The organism is Streptomyces sp. NPDC088766, from assembly GCF_044750845.1.
Lineage (GTDB): Bacteria > Actinomycetota > Actinomycetes > Streptomycetales > Streptomycetaceae > Streptomyces.
The window spans coordinates 1-20,813 of the sequence record NZ_JBIVKQ010000001.1; the positions used below are offsets into that span (position 1 = coordinate 1).

Sequence of the window (20,813 nt, forward strand, 5' to 3'; positions counted from 1 at the left end):
GGGCCTGTTGGGGGGGGGGGCGCCCCCCCCCCCCCCGGGGGGGGGGGCCGGCGCGGGGGGGGGGGGGGGGGGGGGGGGGGGGGGGGGGGGGGGGGGGGGGGCCCCCCCCCCCCCCCCCCGCCACGCCACGCCACGCCCCGCCACGCCCCGCCCCGCCACGCCCCGCCACGCCCCGCTGCACCATGGGGCACCCCGCCGCACCATGGGGCACCCCGCCGCACCAGGGGGCACCGTCCGCCCGGACCGGCGCGGAGCGCACCACGCAGACCCGGCCGGTGAACCGCGGTGCGACGGCCGCCGGTCAGGAGGCCAGCCAGTCGTCCACCCCCGACAGCAGCTTCTGCTGCACGCCCTTCGGGGCCGCCGAACCCTGGATCGAGTGGCGGGCCAGTTCGGCCAGCTCCTCGTCCGTGAAGGCGTGGTGGCGGCGGGCCAGCTCGTACTGGTCGGCCAGCCGGGAGCCGAACAGCAGGGGGTCGTCGGCCCCCAGGGCCAGCGGCACCCCGGCCTCGTACAGGGTGCGCAGCGGCACGTCCTCCGGCTTGTCGTAGACGCCCAGGGCCACGTTCGAGGCGGGGCAGACCTCGCAGGTGACACCGCGCTCGGCAAGCCGCTTCAGCAGCCGCGGGTCGTCCGCCGCCCGGACGCCGTGCCCGATCCGCGTGGCGTGCAGGTCGTCGAGGCAGTCCCGCACCGAGGAGGGCCCGGCCAGCTCGCCGCCGTGCGGGGCCGACAGCAGCCCGCCCTCCCGGGCGATGGCGAAGGCACGGTCGAAGTCCCGTGCCATGCCCCGGCGTTCGTCGTTCGACAGCCCGAAGCCCACCACGCCCCGGTCGGCGTACCGCACGGCCAGCCGGGCCAGCGTGCGGGCGTCCAGCGGATGCTTCATCCGGTTCGCCGCCACCACCACCCGCATCCCGAGCCCGGTCTCCCTGGACGCCGACTCCACGGCGTCCAGGATGACCTCCAGCGTCGGGATCAGCCCGCCCAGCCGCGGCGCGTACGACGTCGGGTCCACCTGGATCTCCAGCCAGCCCGAACCGTCCTTCACGTCCTCCTCGGCGGCCTCGCGCACCAGCCGCCGGATGTCCTCGGGCTCTCTGATGCAGGAGCGGGCCGCGTCGTACAGCCGCTGGAAGCGGAACCAGCCCCGCTCGTCGGTCGCCCGCAACCGGGGTGGCTCCCCACTGGTCAGGGCCTCGCTCAGCGTCTCCGGCAGACGCACGCCGTACTTGTCGGCGAGTTCCAGCACGGTGCCGGGCCGCATCGACCCGGTGAAGTGCAGGTGCAGATGGGCTTTCGGCAGCTCAGAGACATCACGTACACGCTCCATTCCGGAATCCTGCCGTACGCCGAGGCCGTCCGGGTAGCCGTTTCCCCGAACGTGGTCCTGCTCGCACACGGCGACGGGCCGCCTCCCGAAGGAGACGGCCCGCGGAATCGCGCACGGGGCGGGTCAGTCCCTGGCCTCCGCCAGCAGCTTCTGGATCCGGCTCACGCCCTCGACGAGGTCCTCGTCACCCAGCGCGTACGACAGCCGAAGGTAGCCCGGCGTGCCGAAGGCCTCGCCCGGCACGACCGCGACCTCGGCCTCCTCCAGGATGAGCGCCGCCAGCTCGACGGAGTCCTGCGGGCGCTTACCGCGGATCTCCTTGCCGAGCAGCCCCTTCACCGACGGGTAGGCGTAGAAGGCGCCCTCGGGCTCCGGGCAGAGGACACCGTCGATCTCGTTGAGCATCCGCACGATCGTCCGGCGGCGGCGGTCGAACGCCTCCCGCATCTTCGCGACCGCGTCCAGGTCACCGGAGACGGCGGCCAGCGCGGCCACCTGGGCCACGTTCGACACGTTCGAGGTGGCGTGCGACTGGAGGTTCGTCGCCGCCTTCACCACGTCCTTCGGGCCGATGATCCAGCCCACCCGCCAGCCCGTCATCGCGTACGTCTTGGCGACGCCGTTGACCACGATGCACTTGTCGCGCAGCTCGGGAAGGAGCGCCGGCAGCGAGACGAACTTCGCGTCGCCGTAGACGAGGTGCTCGTAGATCTCGTCGGTCATCACCCACAGACCGTGCTCCACGGCCCAGCGGCCGATCGCCTCCGCCTCGGCCTCGCTGTAGACGGCGCCGGTCGGGTTGGAGGGGGAGACGAAGAGGACGACCTTCGTCCGCTCCGTGCGTGCCGCCTCCAGCTGCTCGACGCCGACCCGGTAACCGGTCGTCTCGTCCGCGACGACCTCCACCGGGACACCGCCCGCCAGCCGGATCGACTCGGGGTACGTCGTCCAGTACGGCGCCGGGACGATGACCTCGTCGCCCGGGTCGAGGATCGCGGCGAAGGCCTCGTAGATGGCCTGCTTGCCGCCGTTGGTGACGAGGATCTGCGACGCCTCGACCTCGTAGCCGGAGTCGCGCAGTGTCTTCGCGGCGATCGCGGCCTTCAGCTCGGGCAGGCCGCCGGCCGGCGTGTAGCGGTGGTACTTCGGGTTCTTGCAGGCCTCGACGGCGGCCTCGACGATGTAGTCCGGGGTCGGGAAGTCGGGCTCACCGGCGCCGAAGCCGATCACCGGCCGCCCGGCGGCCTTCAGGGCCTTGGCCTTGGCATCCACGGCGAGGGTGGCGGACTCGGAGATCGCACCGACCCGGGCGGAGACCCGGCGCTCGGTGGGAGGGGTTGCAGGGCTCATGGCCCCATGGTTTCAGACAGGAAACGCGCCCGGCACACGGGTTTCACGGACTGAACAAGGACGGGCCCCCTTGCGAACATCCGTGCCGATCCGGGCGATGGCCTGGTGATCTTCCGGCCGTTTCCCGGCGATCTTCCGCCGCCGGGGCCCTCACGGGCGCTTCACGTTCGACGAGGCGCCCCGGAGCACGTACACTCCTACGTCGTTGGCCTTCAACAGCCGTGCCACAACCGGTGCACACCAAGCATCCGGGTGGATGCGGTACGTTGGGGGACACACAAAGGGTCGTAGCTCAATTGGTAGAGCACTGGTCTCCAAAACCAGCGGTTGGGGGTTCAAGTCCCTCCGGCCCTGCTACACACTCCTTCGCCAGGCAGTGTGCGCATGTACGTACAGAAATGCACCGCCGTGCGGCTCAGACCGGGCGCGGCACGGCCACGACCCGGGAACAGGTGAGGACGAATGGCGGACGCCGTGGGCTCCATCGACACGCCTGATGCCCAGGACGAGGTGCCTGAGGCGCAGAAGAAGTCCCGCAAGGGCGGCAAGCGCGCGAAGAAGGGCCCGCTGAAGCGGCTCGCCCTCTTCTACCGCCAGATCGTCGCGGAGCTTCGCAAGGTCGTCTGGCCGACGCGGGGCCAGCTGACGACGTACACCATGGTCGTGATCGTGTTCGTGGTCATCATGATCGGTCTGGTGACCGTGATTGACTATGGACTCGACCACGCCGCGAAGTACGTATTCGGCTGAGCCGAGAGCGAAGGGCGCCGGGCGATCGGCGCCCCTTTCGCGTGTTCCACCCCTATGTATCCAGGAAGAAGCAGCCACCGTGTCTGACCAGAACCTGAACGACGCCATGGAGCCGCGCGGGGCGGATGCCGAGTCGGTCGACGACGAGCTCGACATCGTCGAGGGCGCTGACGAGGACCTGGACGAGTTCGAGGCTGCCGATGCCGAGGCGGGCGAGCCCGCGGAGGAAGCCGCGCTGCACGTCGAGGACGAAGAGGACTCCGACGACGAGGACTCCGAGGACGGCGAGGCCGTCGCGGAAGAGGCCGAGGAAGCCCAGCCGGCCGAGCCCGTCGACCCCGTCGCCGCCCTGCGCGAGGAACTCCGCACCCTGCCCGGCGAGTGGTACGTCATCCACACGTACGCCGGCTACGAGAACCGCGTGAAGACCAACCTCGAGCAGCGTGCCGTCTCGCTGAACGTCGAGGACTTCATCTTCCAGGCCGAGGTGCCGCAGGAAGAGGTCGCGCAGATCAAGAACGGCGAGCGCAAGACGATCCGTCAGAACAAGCTCCCCGGCTACGTGCTGGTGCGCATGGACCTGACGAACGAGTCCTGGGGCGTCGTCCGCAACACCCCCGGCGTCACCGGCTTCGTGGGCAACGCCTACGACCCGTACCCGCTGACCCTGGACGAGATCGTCAAGATGCTCGCCCCGGAGGCCGAGGAGAAGGCCGCCCGCGAGGCCGCCGAGGCCGAGGGCAAGCCGGCTCCGGCCCGCAAGGTCGAGGTCCAGGTGCTGGACTTCGAGGTGGGCGACTCGGTCACCGTCACCGACGGCCCGTTCGCCACGCTGCAGGCCACGATCAACGAGATCAACGCCGACTCGAAGAAGGTCAAGGGCCTCGTCGAGATCTTCGGCCGCGAGACCCCGGTCGAGCTGAGCTTCGACCAGATCCAGAAGAACTAGCCCTTTCTGGAACACAAGCCTCCGACCAGGTCAGGTGGCCGCTCGCGCGGCGCCTGACCTGCTCGGTTTTTGGCCGCGCAGGGATACCCGTTATCGTTGTGCGGTATGCCTCCATCCGGATCATCCGGACCGGACGGCTGAAAACTCTCACTAGGACCCGGAGAGAGCAATGCCTCCCAAGAAGAAGAAGGTCACGGGGCTCATCAAGCTCCAGATCAACGCCGGTGCGGCGAACCCCGCCCCGCCGGTCGGCCCCGCGCTCGGCCAGCACGGCGTCAACATCATGGAGTTCTGCAAGGCCTACAACGCCGCGACCGAGTCGCAGCGTGGCTGGGTGATCCCGGTGGAGATCACGGTCTACGAGGACCGTTCCTTCACCTTCATCACCAAGACGCCGCCGGCCGCGAAGATGATCCTCAAGGCCGCGGGTGTCGAGAAGGGCTCGGGCGAGCCGCACAAGACCAAGGTCGCCAAGATCACCGAGGCGCAGGTCCGCGAGATCGCCACGACCAAGCTTCCCGACCTGAACGCCAACGACCTGGACGCCGCGTCGAAGATCATCGCCGGCACCGCCCGTTCCATGGGCATCACGGTCGAGGGCTGAGTTCCAAACCCCGCAGCACCTTCGTAGCAGTCGCGGCTCAGGCCGCACGTGGCAGGGCCTGCTCGGCCCGTACCACGACTCCTCAGAACCCCCAGGAGCAGTAGTGAGCAAGCGCAGCAAGTCTCTCCGCGCTGCGGACGCCAAGATCGACCGGGAGAAGCTGTACGCCCCGCTCGAGGCCGTCCGTCTCGCCAAGGAGACCTCCACGTCCAAGTTCGACGGCACCGTCGAGGTCGCCTTCCGTCTGGGTGTCGACCCGCGCAAGGCCGACCAGATGGTCCGTGGCACCGTGAACCTGCCGCACGGCACCGGCAAGACCGCCCGGGTCCTGGTCTTCGCGACCGGTGACCGTGCTGCGGCCGCGGAGGCCGCGGGCGCCGACATCGTCGGCTCCGACGAACTGATCGACGAGGTCGCGAAGGGCCGTCTGGACTTCGACGCCGTCGTCGCCACCCCGGACCTCATGGGCAAGGTCGGCCGCCTCGGCCGCGTGCTCGGTCCGCGTGGTCTGATGCCGAACCCGAAGACCGGCACCGTCACCCCCGACGTGGCCAAGGCCGTCACGGAGATCAAGGGCGGCAAGATCGAGTTCCGCGTCGACAAGCACTCCAACCTGCACTTCATCATCGGCAAGTCGTCGTTCGACGACACGCAGCTGGTGGAGAACTACGGCGCGGCCCTGGAGGAGATCCTCCGTCTGAAGCCGTCCGCCGCCAAGGGCCGCTACATCAAGAAGGCCGCGATCAGCACCACGATCGGCCCCGGCATCCAGGTCGACCCCAACCGCACCCGGAACCTCCTCGTCGAGGAGGACCCGGCCGCGGTCTGAACCTGACGGTTCGCACCGGTCGGCGACGAGCCCCGCAACCTTCCGAGGTGCGGGGCTCGTCCCTTTTCCCGTACGGCTGTCGGTGCCGTGCGTTACCGTGCGGACACGGGGACAAGATGGGGGTGAGGGTATGAAGGGCACCGGTGCACGCCGGGCGGGCCTCTCGATCGTCGCGGCGGCCCTGCTGACCGGGGCGGCCGCCTGCAGCTCGGGCTCCGGGCGATCCGATGGGGACGAGGGATCCGCCTCCGCCGCCTCCTCCGGCGGTGGCGGCAGCCGCGTCAGTCCGATAGCCGCGCTGCGCACCGCCGAGAAGTCCACCGACCGCGCCGACTCCGCCAAGGTCGAGTCGACGACCACCATGGGCTCGGTGATGGCGATGACGGCCGACGGCTCCCTCGGCTGGGGCGACGGCCTCACCGGCACCCTCACCATCACCTACACCGGCGGCACCGTCGCCGACACCATGCGGCAGCTGGGCACCATCTCGATGCAGGCCCGCTATCTGCCCGACGCGTACTACGCGCGCATGGGCGACGCCTTCGCCGGCCAGGCCGGCGGCAAGCACTGGATCAAGTACCCGTACGACGCGCTGGAGACCCTCGGCGGCGGCTCGGGGGCCTATCTCAAGGACCAGATGGAGAACTCCACCCCGAACCAGTCGGTGAAGCTCCTGCTGGCCTCCGGGGACGTGCGCAGGGTCGGCGAGGAGACGGTCCGCGGCGAGCGGACCACGCACTACTCGGGCACCGTGGAGGTCGCCGACCTCGCCGGCCGCAACTCCAGCCTCAGCGAGAGCCAGCTCGCCGACCTGAAGAAACAGCTGGAGCAGGCCGGCGTCACCACCGAGACCGTCGACATCTGGGTCGACGAGGACGACCTGCTGGTCAAGAAGGTCGAGAAGGGCGAGTCGGCGAACGGCACGTACAGCCAGACCGCCTACTACAGCGACTACGGCACCCCGGTCGACACCGAGGCACCCCCGGTGGCCGACACCGCCGACTTCTCGGAGCTGCTCCGGCAGCAGGGGGCCGGCTCCACGCCCTGAGAGCGGCCGCCGGGAATTCACGGGACCCCGCCCGCACCTCTGGGATACCTTCACCCCCTCGCTGTGAATCGACCAGGTGTTCACCGTGTGCTGCGTGGGGGAATGTGCATGAGATCTTCCGTAGGTGTCCTCGGGCTGTCCGCCCTGCTCGTCACGGGCTGTGCGGCGGCGTCGGAGGGCGCGGCGGACGGGGGCGACCCGAAGACCGCGGCCACGGCCGTCGCGCGGGCCGCGGAGAAGACGGAGCGGATCGGCTCCCTGCGCTACCGGATGACCGGCCGGATGCCGGAGGAGGGCCGGATCAGGGCCGAGGCCGCGATGGCCGTGAAGCCGCCGGCCATGAGCCTGAGGACGACCGTTCTAGGCGGTCCGGACAAGGGCGTCGGCGAGGTCCGCCTCGTCGGCGGAGCGGTGTACGTCGGCAGCGACGAGGCCACCGAGGACGGCAAGCACTGGATGCGGTTCGGGGCGCCCGGCAGCTCCGGCACCCCGAGCGGCGTCAAGGCCGACACCACGTCCCTGGCCGACACGGTCCGCCGCAACCCGGCCCACGAGAGCACCTTCCTCACCGCGGCCGACGACCTGAGGACGACCGGCACGGAGACCGTCGACGGTGTGACCACGACCCACTACGAGGGCACGGCCACCGTCGACGAGATCCGGGCCTCCTACCGTGACGAGGCCAGGAGCGTCCGCCAGCGCCGCGAGCAGTCCCTCGCGCAGTACGAGAAGCTCGGCGTCGACGAACTGGACATGGACGTCTGGATCGACGAGGCCGGCCGCACCAAGCAACTGCGGCTCCAGGGCTTCGGCCGGCACGGCCAGCTCGACCTCACCATCACCTTCCTCGACTTCGGCAAGCCCGTCACCGTGCAGGCCCCGCCCGCCTCGGACACCCTCGACCTGGCCGAGGAGATGAAGAAGGCCGGCCGCTGAGCCCTTCACGGACGGAGCACCGAGCTCCCCCACGAGCGGAGCACCGAGCCCCCTCACGGGCGGATTTGCTCGACGGCGACCCGTTCCCGTACGCTCCTACAGAAGCCAAAGACCGCTGGTCGTTGCCGTGCGCTCGCAAGAGGGTGCGGTGGCCGAAGGATCCGCTGATATGCGGACGACCCGCGCAGGTGACTGTGGAAGTGCTCCCGGACCGCGATCCGTACACGGATCTCGTTCGGTCGAGCTCTCGCCCCGTGCGCCTGCGCCGGGGCGTTTCGTTTGTCCCAGCCCCTTCCGAGCGGTCGTCAACACCCGGAAGGAGGCCGACGCTCATGGCAAGGCCCGACAAGGCTGCCGCGGTGGCCGAGCTCGCGGAGCAGTTCCGCAGCTCGAACGCCGCCGTGCTGACCGAGTACCGGGGTCTCACCGTGGCGCAGCTCAAGTCGCTGCGTCGTTCGCTCGGTGAGAACGCCCAGTACGCCGTGGTGAAGAACACGCTGACCAAGATTGCGGCCAACGAGGCCGGGATCTCGACGCTCGACGACCTGTTCAACGGTCCGACGGCAGTTGCCTTCGTCACCGGTGACCCGGTGGAGTCGGCGAAGGGTCTTCGTGACTTCGCCAAGGACAACCCCAACCTCGTCATCAAGGGCGGTGTCCTTGACGGCAAGGCGCTGTCCGCCGACGAGATCAAGAAGCTTGCGGACCTCGAGTCCCGCGAGGTTCTGCTCTCCAAGCTGGCGGGTGCCTTCAAGGGCAAGCAGTCCCAGACTGCGCAGCTCTTCCAGGCGCTTCCCTCGAAGCTCGTCCGCACCGTGGACGCCCTTCGCGCCAAGCAGGAAGAGCAGGGCGGTGCCGAGTAATTCGGCTCGCGCATTGACCGCCGCCTGAGGCAGCGGTCTTAGCGGGCCGAACGTACGCCCGCCGAACAAGTACATCCGGCACCTGCCGAATTAGTGGAAGGATCGCCCACCATGGCGAAGCTCAGCCAGGAAGACCTGCTCGCGCAGTTCGAGGAGATGACCCTCATCGAGCTCTCCGAGTTCGTGAAGGCCTTCGAGGAGAAGTTCGACGTCACCGCCGCCGCCGCGGTCGCCGTCGCCGCCCCGGGCGCCCCGGGTGCCCCGGTCGAGGCCGAGGAGGAGAAGGACGAGTTCGACGTCATCCTCACCGGTGCGGGCGACAAGAAGATCCAGGTCATCAAGGTCGTGCGTGAGCTGACCTCCCTGGGTCTGAAGGAGGCCAAGGACCTCGTGGACGGCGCCCCGAAGCCCGTCCTCGAGAAGGTCGCCAAGGACGCCGCCGAGAAGGCCGCCGAGTCCCTCAAGGGCGCCGGCGCCTCCGTCGAGGTCAAGTAACACCCCGCGGTCGGCGACGACCGCAGCGAAGGCCGAAACAGGTCCCCTCGGGGCTGTAACGCCGACGTACCGAGGAGCGATCATCCATCCGGGTGGTCGCTCTTCGGCGTTCCCGAGGGCGGCCACGGTTACCTTGCACCTGAGTTCGCGAGGGGTATGGTGATCTTCGTCGTGTCTCCGGGCGCCCCGCGTTCGGGCATGGGGGCCTTGACGAACCGCACGCAGCGCGCAATTCTCAGGACGCGTCGTCACAAGGATCCGTATCCGAGGCATGGATCGACGGCGAAGAGGGCAGTATCACCGTGCGTTGAGGGCTACCGGACCGAGGGCGTTGAGAGCTACGAGGGTCTCGAAAAACCCGCACTGGACATCAGTGTGCCAAGTGGCTACACTGACCCTTTGCGCTGCCTGTTAGCTGTCCCCTGCTCGTCACCAGGGGCATGCCCTCGCCCGAGCATCGATGACCGGACCCTCTCTGACCTGGCCTTTCGGCTGATTCCGGGGAGTCTGTCTCATTGTGCGGGAGAGGGGCCGGTACGCGCGTAGTGAGTCCGAGCCCTCGGAAGGACCCCCTCTTGGCCGCCTCGCGCAACGCCTCGACCGCGAATACGAACAACGCTGCCAGCACCGCCCCGCTGCGCATCTCCTTTGCAAAGATCAAGGAGCCCCTCGAGGTTCCGAACCTTCTCGCACTGCAGACCGAGAGCTTCGACTGGCTGCTCGGCAACGAAGCGTGGAAGGCTCGCGTCGAGGAGGCTCTCGAGAACGGTCAGGACGTCCCCACCAAGTCCGGCCTCGAGGAGATCTTCGAGGAGATCTCCCCGATCGAGGACTTCTCCGGGTCGATGTCGCTGACCTTCCGCGACCACCGTTTCGAGCCGCCGAAGAACAGCATCGACGAGTGCAAGGACCGCGACTTCACGTATGCGGCCCCGCTCTTCGTGACGGCCGAGTTCACGAACAACGAGACCGGCGAGATCAAGTCCCAGACGGTCTTCATGGGCGACTTCCCGCTCATGACCAACAAGGGCACCTTCGTCATCAACGGCACCGAGCGTGTCGTCGTGTCGCAGCTGGTCCGCTCGCCCGGCGTCTACTTCGACTCCTCCATCGACAAGACGTCCGACAAGGACATCTTCTCCGCCAAGATCATCCCGTCCCGGGGTGCCTGGCTGGAGATGGAGATCGACAAGCGCGACATGGTCGGCGTCCGCATCGACCGCAAGCGCAAGCAGTCCGTCACCGTCCTCCTGAAGGCTCTCGGCTGGACCACCGAGCAGATCCTCGAGGAGTTCGGCGAGTACGAGTCGATGCGCGCCACCCTGGAGAAGGACCACACCCAGGGCCAGGACGACGCGCTCCTGGACATCTACCGCAAGCTGCGTCCGGGCGAGCCGCCGACCCGCGAGGCCGCTCAGACGCTGCTCGAGAACCTCTACTTCAACCCCAAGCGCTACGACCTCGCCAAGGTCGGCCGCTACAAGGTGAACAAGAAGCTCGGCGCCGACGAGCCGCTGGACGCCGGCGTGCTCACCACCGACGACATCATCGCCACGATCAAGTACCTGGTGAAGCTGCACGCCGGTGAGACCGAGACGCTCGGCGAGTCGGGCCGCTCGATCATGGTCGAGACCGACGACATCGACCACTTCGGCAACCGCCGCATCCGCAGCGTCGGCGAGCTGATCCAGAACCAGGTCCGTACGGGTCTCGCCCGTATGGAGCGCGTCGTGCGCGAGCGCATGACCACCCAGGACGTCGAGGCGATCACGCCGCAGACCCTGATCAACATCCGGCCGGTCGTCGCCTCCATCAAGGAGTTCTTCGGCACCAGCCAGCTGTCCCAGTTCATGGACCAGAACAACCCGCTGTCGGGTCTGACGCACAAGCGTCGTCTCAACGCGCTCGGCCCGGGTGGTCTGTCCCGTGAGCGGGCCGGCTTCGAGGTCCGTGACGTCCACCCCTCGCACTACGGCCGCATGTGCCCGATCGAGACGCCGGAAGGCCCGAACATCGGTCTGATCGGCTCGCTCGCCTCGTACGGCCGGATCAACCCGTTCGGTTTCATCGAGACGCCGTACCGCAAGGTCACCGGCGGTGTCGTCACCGACGAGGTCGACTACCTCACGGCCGACGAAGAGGACCGGTTCGTCATCGCGCAGGCCAACGCGCCGCTCAACGACGAGTTCCAGTTCGAGGAGGCCCGCGTCCTGGTCCGCCGTCGTGGCGGCGAGGTCGACTACGTCCCCGGTGACGACGTCGACTACATGGACGTCTCCCCGCGCCAGATGGTGTCGGTCGCGACCGCCATGATCCCGTTCCTCGAGCACGACGACGCCAACCGTGCCCTCATGGGCGCGAACATGATGCGTCAGGCCGTCCCGCTCATCAAGAGCGAGTCGCCGCTCGTCGGCACCGGCATGGAGTACCGCTCCGCGGTCGACGCCGGCGACGTGGTCAAGGCCGAGAAGGCGGGTGTGGTCCAGGAGGTCTCCGCGGACTACATCACCACCACCAACGACGACGGCACGTACATCACGTACCGCCTGGCCAAGTTCGCCCGCTCCAACCAGGGCACCTCGGTCAACCAGAAGGTCATCGTCAACGAGGGCGACCGGATCATCGAGGGCCAGGTCCTGGCCGACGGTCCGGCCACCGAGAACGGCGAGATGGCGCTGGGCAAGAACCTGCTCGTGGCGTTCATGCCGTGGGAGGGTCACAACTACGAGGACGCGATCATCCTGTCGCAGCGCCTCGTGCAGGACGACGTCCTCTCCTCGATCCACATCGAGGAGCACGAGGTCGACGCCCGTGACACCAAGCTCGGCCCCGAGGAGATCACCCGGGACATCCCGAACGTCTCCGAGGAGGTCCTCGCCGACCTCGACGAGCGCGGCATCATCCGCATCGGCGCCGAGGTCGTCGCCGGCGACATCCTGGTCGGCAAGGTCACGCCCAAGGGCGAGACCGAGCTGACCCCGGAGGAGCGCCTGCTGCGCGCCATCTTCGGCGAGAAGGCCCGTGAGGTCCGTGACACCTCGCTGAAGGTGCCGCACGGCGAGATCGGCAAGGTCATCGGCGTCCGCGTCTTCGACCGTGAGGAGGGCGACGAGCTGCCGCCGGGCGTGAACCAGCTGGTTCGTGTCTACGTGGCGCAGAAGCGCAAGATCACGGACGGTGACAAGCTCGCCGGCCGCCACGGCAACAAGGGCGTCATCTCGAAGATCCTGCCGATCGAGGACATGCCGTTCCTGGAGGACGGCACCCCGGTCGACATCATCCTCAACCCGCTCGGTGTGCCGTCCCGAATGAACCCGGGACAGGTCCTGGAGATCCACCTCGGCTGGCTCGCCAGCCGCGGCTGGGACGTCTCCGGCCTCGCGGACGACTGGGCGCAGCGCCTCCAGGCGATCGGCGCCGACAGCGTCGCCCCCGGCACCAACGTCGCCACCCCGGTGTTCGACGGTGCCCGTGAGGACGAGCTGACCGGTCTGCTGCAGCACACCATCCCGAACCGCGACGGCGAGCGCATGGTGCTCCCGTCCGGCAAGGCCCCGCTGTTCGACGGCCGTTCGGGTGAGCCGTTCCCGGAGCCGATCTCGGTCGGCTACATGTACATCCTCAAGCTCCACCACCTGGTCGACGACAAGCTGCACGCCCGTTCGACCGGTCCGTACTCGATGATCACCCAGCAGCCGCTGGGTGGTAAGGCCCAGTTCGGTGGCCAGCGCTTCGGTGAGATGGAGGTGTGGGCGCTGGAGGCATATGGCGCCGCGTACGCCCTCCAGGAGCTGCTGACCATCAAGTCCGACGACGTCACCGGCCGCGTGAAGGTCTACGAGGCCATCGTCAAGGGCGAGAACATTCCCGAGCCCGGCATCCCCGAGTCCTTCAAGGTGCTCATCAAGGAGATGCAGTCCCTGTGCCTCAACGTGGAGGTGCTGTCCTCGGACGGCATGTCCATCGAGATGCGCGACACCGACGAGGACGTCTTCCGCGCGGCGGAAGAGCTCGGCATCGACCTGTCCCGGCGCGAGCCGAGCAGCGTCGAAGAGGTCTGACGGGAGTCCGGCGGGGCCTCTCCAGCAGAGGCCCCGCCGATCCCGCGACCCCCGTTTCAGACCACAGACTTACAACCCTGAGAGGGATTGACGCATAGTGCTCGACGTCAACTTCTTCGATGAGCTCCGGATCGGTCTGGCCACCGCTGACGACATCCGTCAGTGGAGCCACGGCGAGGTCAAGAAGCCCGAGACCATCAACTACCGCACCCTCAAGCCCGAAAAGGACGGACTCTTCTGCGAGAAGATCTTCGGTCCGACCCGGGACTGGGAGTGCTACTGCGGCAAGTACAAGCGTGTCCGCTTCAAGGGCATCATCTGTGAGCGCTGCGGCGTCGAGGTGACCCGCGCCAAGGTGCGCCGCGAGCGGATGGGCCACATCGAGCTTGCCGCCCCCGTCACGCACATCTGGTACTTCAAGGGTGTCCCGAGCCGGCTGGGCTACCTGCTCGACCTGGCTCCGAAGGACCTCGAGAAGGTCATCTACTTCGCGGCGTACATGATCACGTACGTCGACGAGGAGCGCCGCACGCGTGACCTGCCCTCCCTGGAGGCGCACGTCTCCGTCGAGCGGCAGCAGATCGAGAACCGCCGGGACGCCGACCTGGAGGCCCGCGCCAAGAAGCTCGAGACCGACCTGGCCGAGCTCGAGGCCGAGGGTGCCAAGGCCGACGTGCGCCGCAAGGTGCGCGAAGGCGCCGAGCGGGAGATGAAGCAGCTGCGCGACCGCGCCCAGCGCGAGATCGACCGTCTCGACGAGGTGTGGACCCGCTTCAAGAACCTCAAGGTCCAGGACCTCGAGGGCGACGAGCTGCTCTACCGCGAGCTGCGCGACCGCTTCGGCACGTACTTCGACGGTTCGATGGGTGCCGCGGCGCTGCAGAAGCGCCTGGAGTCCTTCGACCTCGACGAGGAGGCCGAGAAGCTCCGCGAGATCATCCGTACCGGCAAGGGCCAGAAGAAGACCCGTGCGCTGAAGCGCCTCAAGGTCGTCTCCGCGTTCCTGCAGACCAGCAACAGCCCCAAGGGCATGGTGCTGGACTGCGTGCCGGTCATCCCGCCGGACCTGCGTCCGATGGTGCAGCTGGACGGTGGCCGCTTCGCGACCTCCGACCTGAACGACCTGTACCGCCGCGTCATCAACCGCAACAACCGCCTGAAGCGCCTTCTCGACCTCGGTGCGCCCGAGATCATCGTGAACAACGAGAAGCGCATGCTCCAGGAGGCCGTGGACGCGCTGTTCGACAACGGCCGTCGTGGCCGTCCGGTCACCGGTCCCGGCAACCGCCCGCTGAAGTCCCTCAGCGACATGCTGAAGGGCAAGCAGGGCCGGTTCCGTCAGAACCTGCTCGGCAAGCGCGTGGACTACTCCGCGCGTTCCGTGATCGTCGTCGGTCCGCAGCTGAAGCTGCACCAGTGCGGTCTGCCGAAGGCGATGGCGCTCGAGCTGTTCAAGCCGTTCGTGATGAAGCGCCTGGTCGACCTGAACCACGCGCAGAACATCAAGTCGGCCAAGCGCATGGTCGAGCGCGGCCGCACCGTGGTGTACGACGTCCTCGAAGAGGTCATCGCCGAGCACCCGGTGCTGCTGAACCGTGCGCCCACCCTGCACCGCCTCGGCATCCAGGCCTTCGAGCCGCAGCTGGTCGAGGGCAAGGCCATCCAGATCCACCCGCTCGTCTGCACCGCGTTCAACGCGGACTTCGACGGTGACCAGATGGCCGTGCACCTGCCGCTGTCCGCGGAGGCGCAGGCCGAGGCCCGCATCCTGATGCTGTCCTCGAACAACATCCTCAAGCCCGCCGACGGCCGTCCGGTGACGATGCCGACCCAGGACATGGTCCTCGGTCTGTTCTTCCTCACCACCGACGGCGAGCTGCGCGACGTCAAGGGCGAGGAGCGTTCCTTCTCGTCCGTGGCCGAGGCGATCATGGCCTTCGACGCCGGCGAGCTGTCGCTGCAGTCGCGCGTCGACGTCCGCTTCCCGGTGGGCACCATCCCGCCGCGCGGCTGGACCCCGCCGGTGCAGGAGGACGGGGACGACCGCGCCGCGGAGGGGGAGTGGCAGCAGGGTGACTCGTTCCGGCTGCGGACGACCCTGGGCCGTGCGCTCTTCAACGAGCTGCTGCCCGAGGACTACCCGTTCGTCGACTACGAGGTCGGCAAGAAGCAGCTCTCGGAGATCGTCAACGACCTCGCCGAGCGCTACCCCAAGGTCATCGTGGCGGCGACGCTCGACAACCTGAAGGCGGCCGGCTTCTACTGGGCGACCCGTTCCGGCGTCACCGTGGCCATCTCCGACATCGTCGTGCCCGACGCGAAGCGGGCGATCGTCCAGGGCTACGAGGCGCAGGACGAGAAGGTCCAGAAGCAGTACGAGCGCGGTCTGATCACCAAGGAAGAGCGCACGCAGGAGCTCATCGCGATCTGGACCAAGGCGACCAACGAGGTCGCCGAGGCGATGAACGCGAACTTCCCGAAGACCAACCCGGTCTCGATGATGGTCAACTCGGGTGCTCGCGGAAACATGATGCAGATGCGTCAGATCGCCGGTATGCGTGGTCTGGTGTCGAACGCGAAGAACGAGACCATCCCGCGTCCGATCAAGGCCTCGTTCCGTGAGGGCCTGTCCGTGCTGGAGTACTTCATCTCCACCCACGGTGCCCGTAAGGGTCTGGCGGACACCGCCCTGCGTACCGCCGACTCGGGTTACCTCACCCGTCGTCTGGTGGACGTCTCGCAGGACGTCATCATCCGCGAGGAGGACTGCGGCACCGAGCGCGGCCTCAAGCTGGCCATCGCCGAGCGCGGCGAGGACGGCGTGCTGCGCAAGGCGGACAACGCCGAGACCAGTGTGTACGCGCGCTGCCTCGCCGAGGACATCGTCGTCGACGGCAAGGTGCTCGCCCCGGCGGGCGTCGACCTCGGTGACGTCCTCATCGACCAGCTGGTCAAGGCCGGCGTCGAGGAGGTCAAGACCCGCTCGGTCCTGACCTGCGAGTCCGCCGTCGGCACCTGCGCCATGTGCTACGGCCGTTCGCTGGCCACCGGCAAGCTGGTCGACATCGGTGAGGCGGTCGGCATCATCGCCGCCCAGTCCATCGGTGAGCCCGGTACCCAGCTGACGATGCGTACCTTCCACACCGGTGGTGTGGCCGGTGACGACATCACCCAGGGTCTGCCGCGTGTCGTCGAGCTCTTCGAGGCCCGTACCCCGAAGGGCGTCGCCCCGATCTCCGAGGCCGCCGGCCGCGTGCGGATCGAGGAGACCGAGAAGACCAAGAAGATCGTCATCACGCCGGACGACGGCAGCGACGAGACGGCGTTCCCGATCTCGAAGCGTGCCCGTCTGAAGGTCGAGGAGGGCGAGCACGTCGAGGTGGGCCAGCAGCTCACCGTGGGTACCCAGAACCCGCACGACGTGCTGCGCATCCTGGGTCAGCGTGCCGTCCAGGTCCACCTGGTGGCCGAGGTCCAGCGGGTGTACAACTCGCAGGGTGTGTCGATCCACGACAAGCACATCGAGATCATCATCCGGCAGATGCTCCGCCGCGTGACGATCATCGAGTCCGGCGACGCCGAGCTGCTGCCCGGCGAGCTGGTCGAGCGCTCGAAGTTCGAGACCGAGAACCGTCGTGTGGTGCAGGAGGGCGGTCACCCGGCCTCCGGTCGTCCGCAGCTCATGGGTATCACCAAGGCCTCGCTGGCCACGGAGTCCTGGCTGTCGGCGGCGTCCTTCCAGGAGACGACCAGGGTGCTGACGGACGCGGCGATCAACGCCAAGTCCGACTCCCTGATCGGCCTCAAGGAGAACGTCATCATCGGTAAGCTCATCCCGGCCGGTACGGGTCTGTCCCGCTACCGCAACATCCGGGTCGAGCCGACCGAGGAGGCCAAGGCCGCGATGTACTCGGCCGTCGGCTACGACGACATCGACTACTCGCCGTTCGGCACCGGCTCCGGCCAGGCCGTCCCGCTGGAGGACTACGACTACGGTCCGTACAACCAGTAAGGCGTACGTCTGAAGCACTGAAGGGCGGTCACCCGTGCGGGTGGCCGCCCTTCGGCGTGTCCGCGGCCGTACACGGCGTCGTGGCCGCCTCCGCGCGGTGCCGTGCCCTCCCGGGCACCCTGCCTGTCCCTGCCCGCGTCCCCGGCCCGCCCGCGGTCTCCCGGAGCCCTCTCCGCCCCGCCACGGGGCGGTGCCGGGGCGAATGGGGGAACCATCGCGGTCCGCCGAGCGTAGGAGAATGATGGGAGGCAGTTCACGCCGAGCGGGGGAGGTGTCCGTGTCGTATCCGTCGCCATGGCAGCCGTGGCAGGGCCAGAGCGGTCCGCCGATGCTGGCCGCCCACGCGGACCGGGAGCGCACCGTCGACGTGCTCAGAGCGGGTTTCGCCGAGGGCCGTCTCCAGCAGGTGGAGTTCGAGCGCCGGGTGGCGCGCGCGTACGAGGCCCGCACGGTCGGCGAGCTGTCCCTGATCGTCGCCGACCTGCCGCAGGGCCCCGTCGCCGCGCAGCCGTCCGTCCCGCAGCCGCACGGCTACCCGGCGCAGGTTCCGCGGACCTTCCTCCCCGCCCCGCCGCCGACGAACGGCAAGGCGGTCGGCTCCATGGTCTGCGGCGTCCTCACCACGATGACGATGGGCCTCACCGGCATTCCCGCCGTGATCCTCGGGCACTCGGCCAGAGCCGAGATCCGCCGCACCGGCGAGGGCGGCGACGGCTTCGCCATGGCCGGCCTCGTCCTGGGCTGGCTGTCGGTGGCGGGCTGGGCGGTCTTCCTGGCCGTCCTGCTCCTGGCGGCGGTCGCGTCGCACTGAGACCGGAGACCGGGGCGGGGCGTCCGTCGGTCCGGTGGCGTTCGTCAGGGGATGCCCAGCTCGAACATGACGTAGTGGGCGTACCAGCCCGAGGCGACGGCGGCCGTGGTGAAGAAGACCGTCAGGCTCGGCCACTTCAGGCGGCCCAGTGCCGCCGCGGGGGCCAGGAGCAGCGGGAAGCAGGGCAGCAGGTAGCGCGGCGTGTTGCCGAACATCTGCTGGGTGCCGAGCACGGTCACCACGCTGGCCAGCGTGTACGCGACGAGCACCAGCGGCGGCTTCCTCCGCAGCATCAGCGCGATCAGGAACGGCAGCGCCAGCACCACCTGGACGGCTATCAGGTCGGGTACGGAGAAGGCGAACAGGTAGTCGTGCCGGCCGACGGCGGTGTTGCCCAGCACGTCGAGGGTGTAGGCGCCGAAGTCGAAGTAGTGCGCCCAGCCCTCGCGCTGGAGCGTGAAGTACGCCGTCAGGTCGCCCATGCTCAGCCCGACCCAGGCGACGTAGGTGAGCAGGCCGAGCGGTGCGGCGACCATCGCGTACACCGGTCCCGCCACCCCGTGTTCGCGTCTGCTGTCCCGCCGGGCGAGGGTCACCAGCGCGGCGAGCCCGACCGCGCCGATGAGGGCGGCGGAGGTGGGCCGGTTCAGTCCGGCGACGAAGGCGAGGAGCCCGGCCGTCAGCCACCGGCCCTTCATCACGCCGTAGCAGCACCAGGCGGCTATGGCCACGAACAAGGACTCCGAGTACACCGCCCACTCGACGCCGGCGCCCGGTACGACCGCCCACAGCCCGGCGGCGACGGTGCCGGCCCGCACCCCCGCGAGCATGGCGACGACGGCGTAGATCCCGGCGGCGGCGACGAAGGACGCGAGCACCGAGACGAGGATCCCGGACCCGAACAGGCCCAGCCCGGTGATCTCGGACACCCCGCGGATCAGCCCCGGGTACAGCGGGAAGAAGGCGACGGAGTTCTGCTCGACCGTGAACAGGCCGCCCGGCGCGAGGGGTGTCAGGGGCCGCGGGTCGTACCCCTTCTCGGCGACCTGGAGGTACCACCAGCCGTCCCAGGTGGCGAGCACGTCCCACCAGTGGGCGCCGCCGCCGAAGCGGGGCTGCTTCTCCCGGTAGTCGCCGGCGGCCTCGAGCAGGAGCGCGAAGACGGTCAGCCCGACCAGCTTGGTGACGCCGTACAGGAGCAGCGGGGCACGGTACGGTCGTAGACCATCCGGCAGCGTGAGCCGGCGCGGCACCCGTGGCCGCCCCTGACGCCCGTCGGGCTCTTCGGGCGTCGCGGAGTCCGCCGCCGTGTCGCTGCGGGCCGTGCTCATGACTGGGGTCCCCCCTCGGACGACCGGCCGGGGCCGGCCGCGCGACCGCTGTCCGGACGATCGTGAAGTGTGGTCATAAGATCGCAACAGCGTCGCACATGTGCGTCACAGCTTGGGGGAGGACGGGTGCCTGAAGCGCCGGACACCACGGCGGCGGCGACCGTCTTGTCGGTCGTCATACCCATGTACAACGAGGAAGAGGTCCTTCCCGCGCTGGTCAGCAGGCTGCGCCCGGCCCTGGCCGGGATGGGCGTCGACTACGAGGTCGTCGCCGTCGACGACGGCAGCACCGACCGCACCGCCGAGCTGCTCGCCGCGTTCCGCCTCGGCTGGCCCGAGCTGCGCGTGATCGGCCTGCGCCGGAACTCCGGCCACCAGGCGGCCCTCACCGCGGGCCTGGACCGGGCCCACGGCGCGTACGTGGTGAGCCTCGACGCCGACCTCCAGGACCCGCCCGAGAAGATCCCCGACATGCTGGCGCTGGCCCGCGCCGAGGGCCTCGACATCGTCTACGGCATCCGGGCCGACCGGGCCAGCGACACCGGCTTCAAACGGTGGACCGCCGGCCTGTACTACCGGCTCGTCCGCCGGCTGGCCGGCCCCTCCGTGCCCGCCCAGGCCGGTGACTTCCGGCTGCTCAGCCGGGCCGCCGTCGACGCCCTCAAGGCACTGCCGGACCAGCAGCGCGTCTACCGTCTCCTGGTGCCCTGGCTCGGCTTCCCGAGCGGCGAGGTCGCCTACGAGCGCGCGCCGCGGCCCGCGGGCCGCAGCAAGTACCCGCTGGGCCGGATGATCCGCCTCGCCATCGACAGCGTCACCGGCTTCTCGGCGGCCCCGCTGCGCATCGCCACCTGGCTCGGCGGCTTCGCCTTCCTGGTCTGCCTGGCCCTGATGGTCTACACGCTCGGCGCCCACGCCCTGGAGCACACCGTCCCCGGCTGGACCTCCCTGTTCACCGGCGTCCTGTTCATCGGCGCGGTCCAGCTGATCTGCGTCGGCCTGCTCGGCGAGTACGTGGGGCGCATCTACACGGCCGTACAGAACCGTCCGACGTACTTCGTCGGCCACGACACGGCGCACGGGGCGGCGGGTCCCCGCGCCGCGGTGCCCGAGCCCGCGCCCGGTGCCGGACCGGGCGAGGTCCCCGGCGGGGCGCCGATCCCGCCGCCCGCCGCGGAAGCCGGAGGTCCGCTACCACAGGGGCCGTCGGGAGCGCGGACGTGACCTCGGTGTGTCGGCGGCGCGGCCTCTGTTTTGACCGGAGTGATTGCGCTGGGTACGCTCAGACCTTGTGCCTGGGGTGTGCCCTGGCCTTCGTGCGTGCCTTCAACCGCACAGGGGCCTAAGGAGCGGCCACCGCGATCCGTGCCTCTTTCCGCCTCGCGGCGGAAGTGCGCCGGGTTCGACACACCCGACCGCGTGGGTCGGCGAAGTTCCAGGT

The 20,813-nt window shown here is 69.1% G+C and carries 15 protein-coding genes and 1 tRNA gene; 13 read left to right on the forward strand and 3 right to left on the reverse strand.

The features are described from left to right. Positions 1-301: 301 nt before the first annotated feature. Both ACIP5W_RS00005 and ACIP5W_RS00010 read right to left on the reverse strand, forming a co-directional pair. The gene (locus tag ACIP5W_RS00005; RefSeq protein ID WP_401464282.1) at positions 302-1,333 is read right to left on the reverse strand and encodes an adenosine deaminase; all 1,032 of its coding nucleotides are present in this window, start codon (positions 1,331-1,333) and stop codon (positions 302-304) included. Positions 1,334-1,456: 123 nt separating this feature from the next. Further along, positions 1,457-2,683: a pyridoxal phosphate-dependent aminotransferase gene (locus tag ACIP5W_RS00010; protein ID WP_401464285.1), complete on the reverse strand. Its 1,227-nt coding sequence runs from the start codon at positions 2,681-2,683 to the stop codon at positions 1,457-1,459. 281 nt (positions 2,684-2,964) lie between these two features. On the opposite strand from ACIP5W_RS00010, the gene ACIP5W_RS00015 reads away from it, so the two are divergent. The 12 genes from ACIP5W_RS00015 (at position 2,965) to ACIP5W_RS00070 (ending at position 18,041) form a co-directional block, all read left to right on the forward strand. After that, positions 2,965-3,037: transfer RNA gene (locus tag ACIP5W_RS00015), tRNA-Trp, on the forward strand. Positions 3,038-3,145: 108 nt separating this feature from the next. Then, positions 3,146-3,433, forward strand: coding sequence for a preprotein translocase subunit SecE (secE, locus tag ACIP5W_RS00020; protein ID WP_356560341.1), 288 nt, complete (start codon positions 3,146-3,148; stop codon positions 3,431-3,433). Positions 3,434-3,512: 79 nt separating this feature from the next. Next, a complete protein-coding gene (gene nusG / locus ACIP5W_RS00025; RefSeq protein WP_401464288.1) occupies positions 3,513-4,382 on the forward strand; it encodes a transcription termination/antitermination protein NusG in 870 nt (289 codons plus the stop codon). Positions 4,383-4,551: 169 nt separating this feature from the next. Further along, positions 4,552-4,986 carry a 50S ribosomal protein L11 gene (gene rplK, locus ACIP5W_RS00030; RefSeq protein ID WP_020132675.1) on the forward strand — a complete coding sequence of 145 codons (435 nt, stop codon included), beginning with the start codon at positions 4,552-4,554 and terminating at the stop codon, positions 4,984-4,986. Between the two features lie 103 nt (positions 4,987-5,089). Then, entirely contained in the window at positions 5,090-5,815 is a 726-nt protein-coding gene (rplA, locus tag ACIP5W_RS00035; protein WP_319673713.1) for a 50S ribosomal protein L1, read from the forward strand. Between the two features lie 130 nt (positions 5,816-5,945). After that, positions 5,946-6,863, forward strand: a complete 918-nt coding sequence (locus tag ACIP5W_RS00040) for a hypothetical protein (RefSeq protein ID WP_401464291.1) — start codon at positions 5,946-5,948, stop codon at positions 6,861-6,863. Positions 6,864-6,971: 108 nt separating this feature from the next. Then, a complete protein-coding gene (locus ACIP5W_RS00045; RefSeq protein ID WP_401464294.1) occupies positions 6,972-7,799 on the forward strand; it encodes a hypothetical protein in 828 nt (275 codons plus the stop codon). Between the two features lie 332 nt (positions 7,800-8,131). Then, the gene (gene rplJ / locus ACIP5W_RS00050; RefSeq protein WP_401464296.1) at positions 8,132-8,662 is read left to right on the forward strand and encodes a 50S ribosomal protein L10; all 531 of its coding nucleotides are present in this window, start codon (positions 8,132-8,134) and stop codon (positions 8,660-8,662) included. A 111-nt stretch (positions 8,663-8,773) separates the two neighbouring features. Further along, a complete protein-coding gene (gene rplL, locus ACIP5W_RS00055; protein ID WP_355140812.1) occupies positions 8,774-9,157 on the forward strand; it encodes a 50S ribosomal protein L7/L12 in 384 nt (127 codons plus the stop codon). Positions 9,158-9,732: 575 nt separating this feature from the next. Beyond that, entirely contained in the window at positions 9,733-13,218 is a 3,486-nt protein-coding gene (gene rpoB / locus ACIP5W_RS00060) for a DNA-directed RNA polymerase subunit beta (RefSeq protein ID WP_366059608.1), read from the forward strand. Between the two features lie 97 nt (positions 13,219-13,315). After that, positions 13,316-17,230 (forward strand): DNA-directed RNA polymerase subunit beta', encoded by a 3,915-nt coding sequence (locus ACIP5W_RS00065; RefSeq protein ID WP_401464300.1) that lies wholly within the window; start codon positions 13,316-13,318, stop codon positions 17,228-17,230. 328 nt (positions 17,231-17,558) lie between these two features. After that, positions 17,559-18,041, forward strand: a complete 483-nt coding sequence (locus tag ACIP5W_RS00070) for a DUF1707 and DUF4190 domain-containing protein (RefSeq protein WP_401465592.1) — start codon at positions 17,559-17,561, stop codon at positions 18,039-18,041. A gap of 44 nt (positions 18,042-18,085) precedes the next feature. On the opposite strand, the gene ACIP5W_RS00075 is transcribed toward ACIP5W_RS00070, so the two are convergent. Further along, complete coding sequence (locus tag ACIP5W_RS00075) at positions 18,086-19,372, reverse strand: hypothetical protein (protein ID WP_401464303.1); 1,287 nt, start codon at positions 19,370-19,372, stop codon at positions 18,086-18,088. A gap of 126 nt (positions 19,373-19,498) precedes the next feature. On the opposite strand from ACIP5W_RS00075, the gene ACIP5W_RS00080 reads away from it, so the two are divergent. Continuing rightward, on the forward strand, positions 19,499-20,596 hold the full coding sequence (locus tag ACIP5W_RS00080) for a glycosyltransferase family 2 protein (protein WP_401464306.1): 1,098 nt from the start codon (positions 19,499-19,501) through the stop codon (positions 20,594-20,596). The last annotated feature ends 217 nt before the right edge of the window (positions 20,597-20,813 follow it).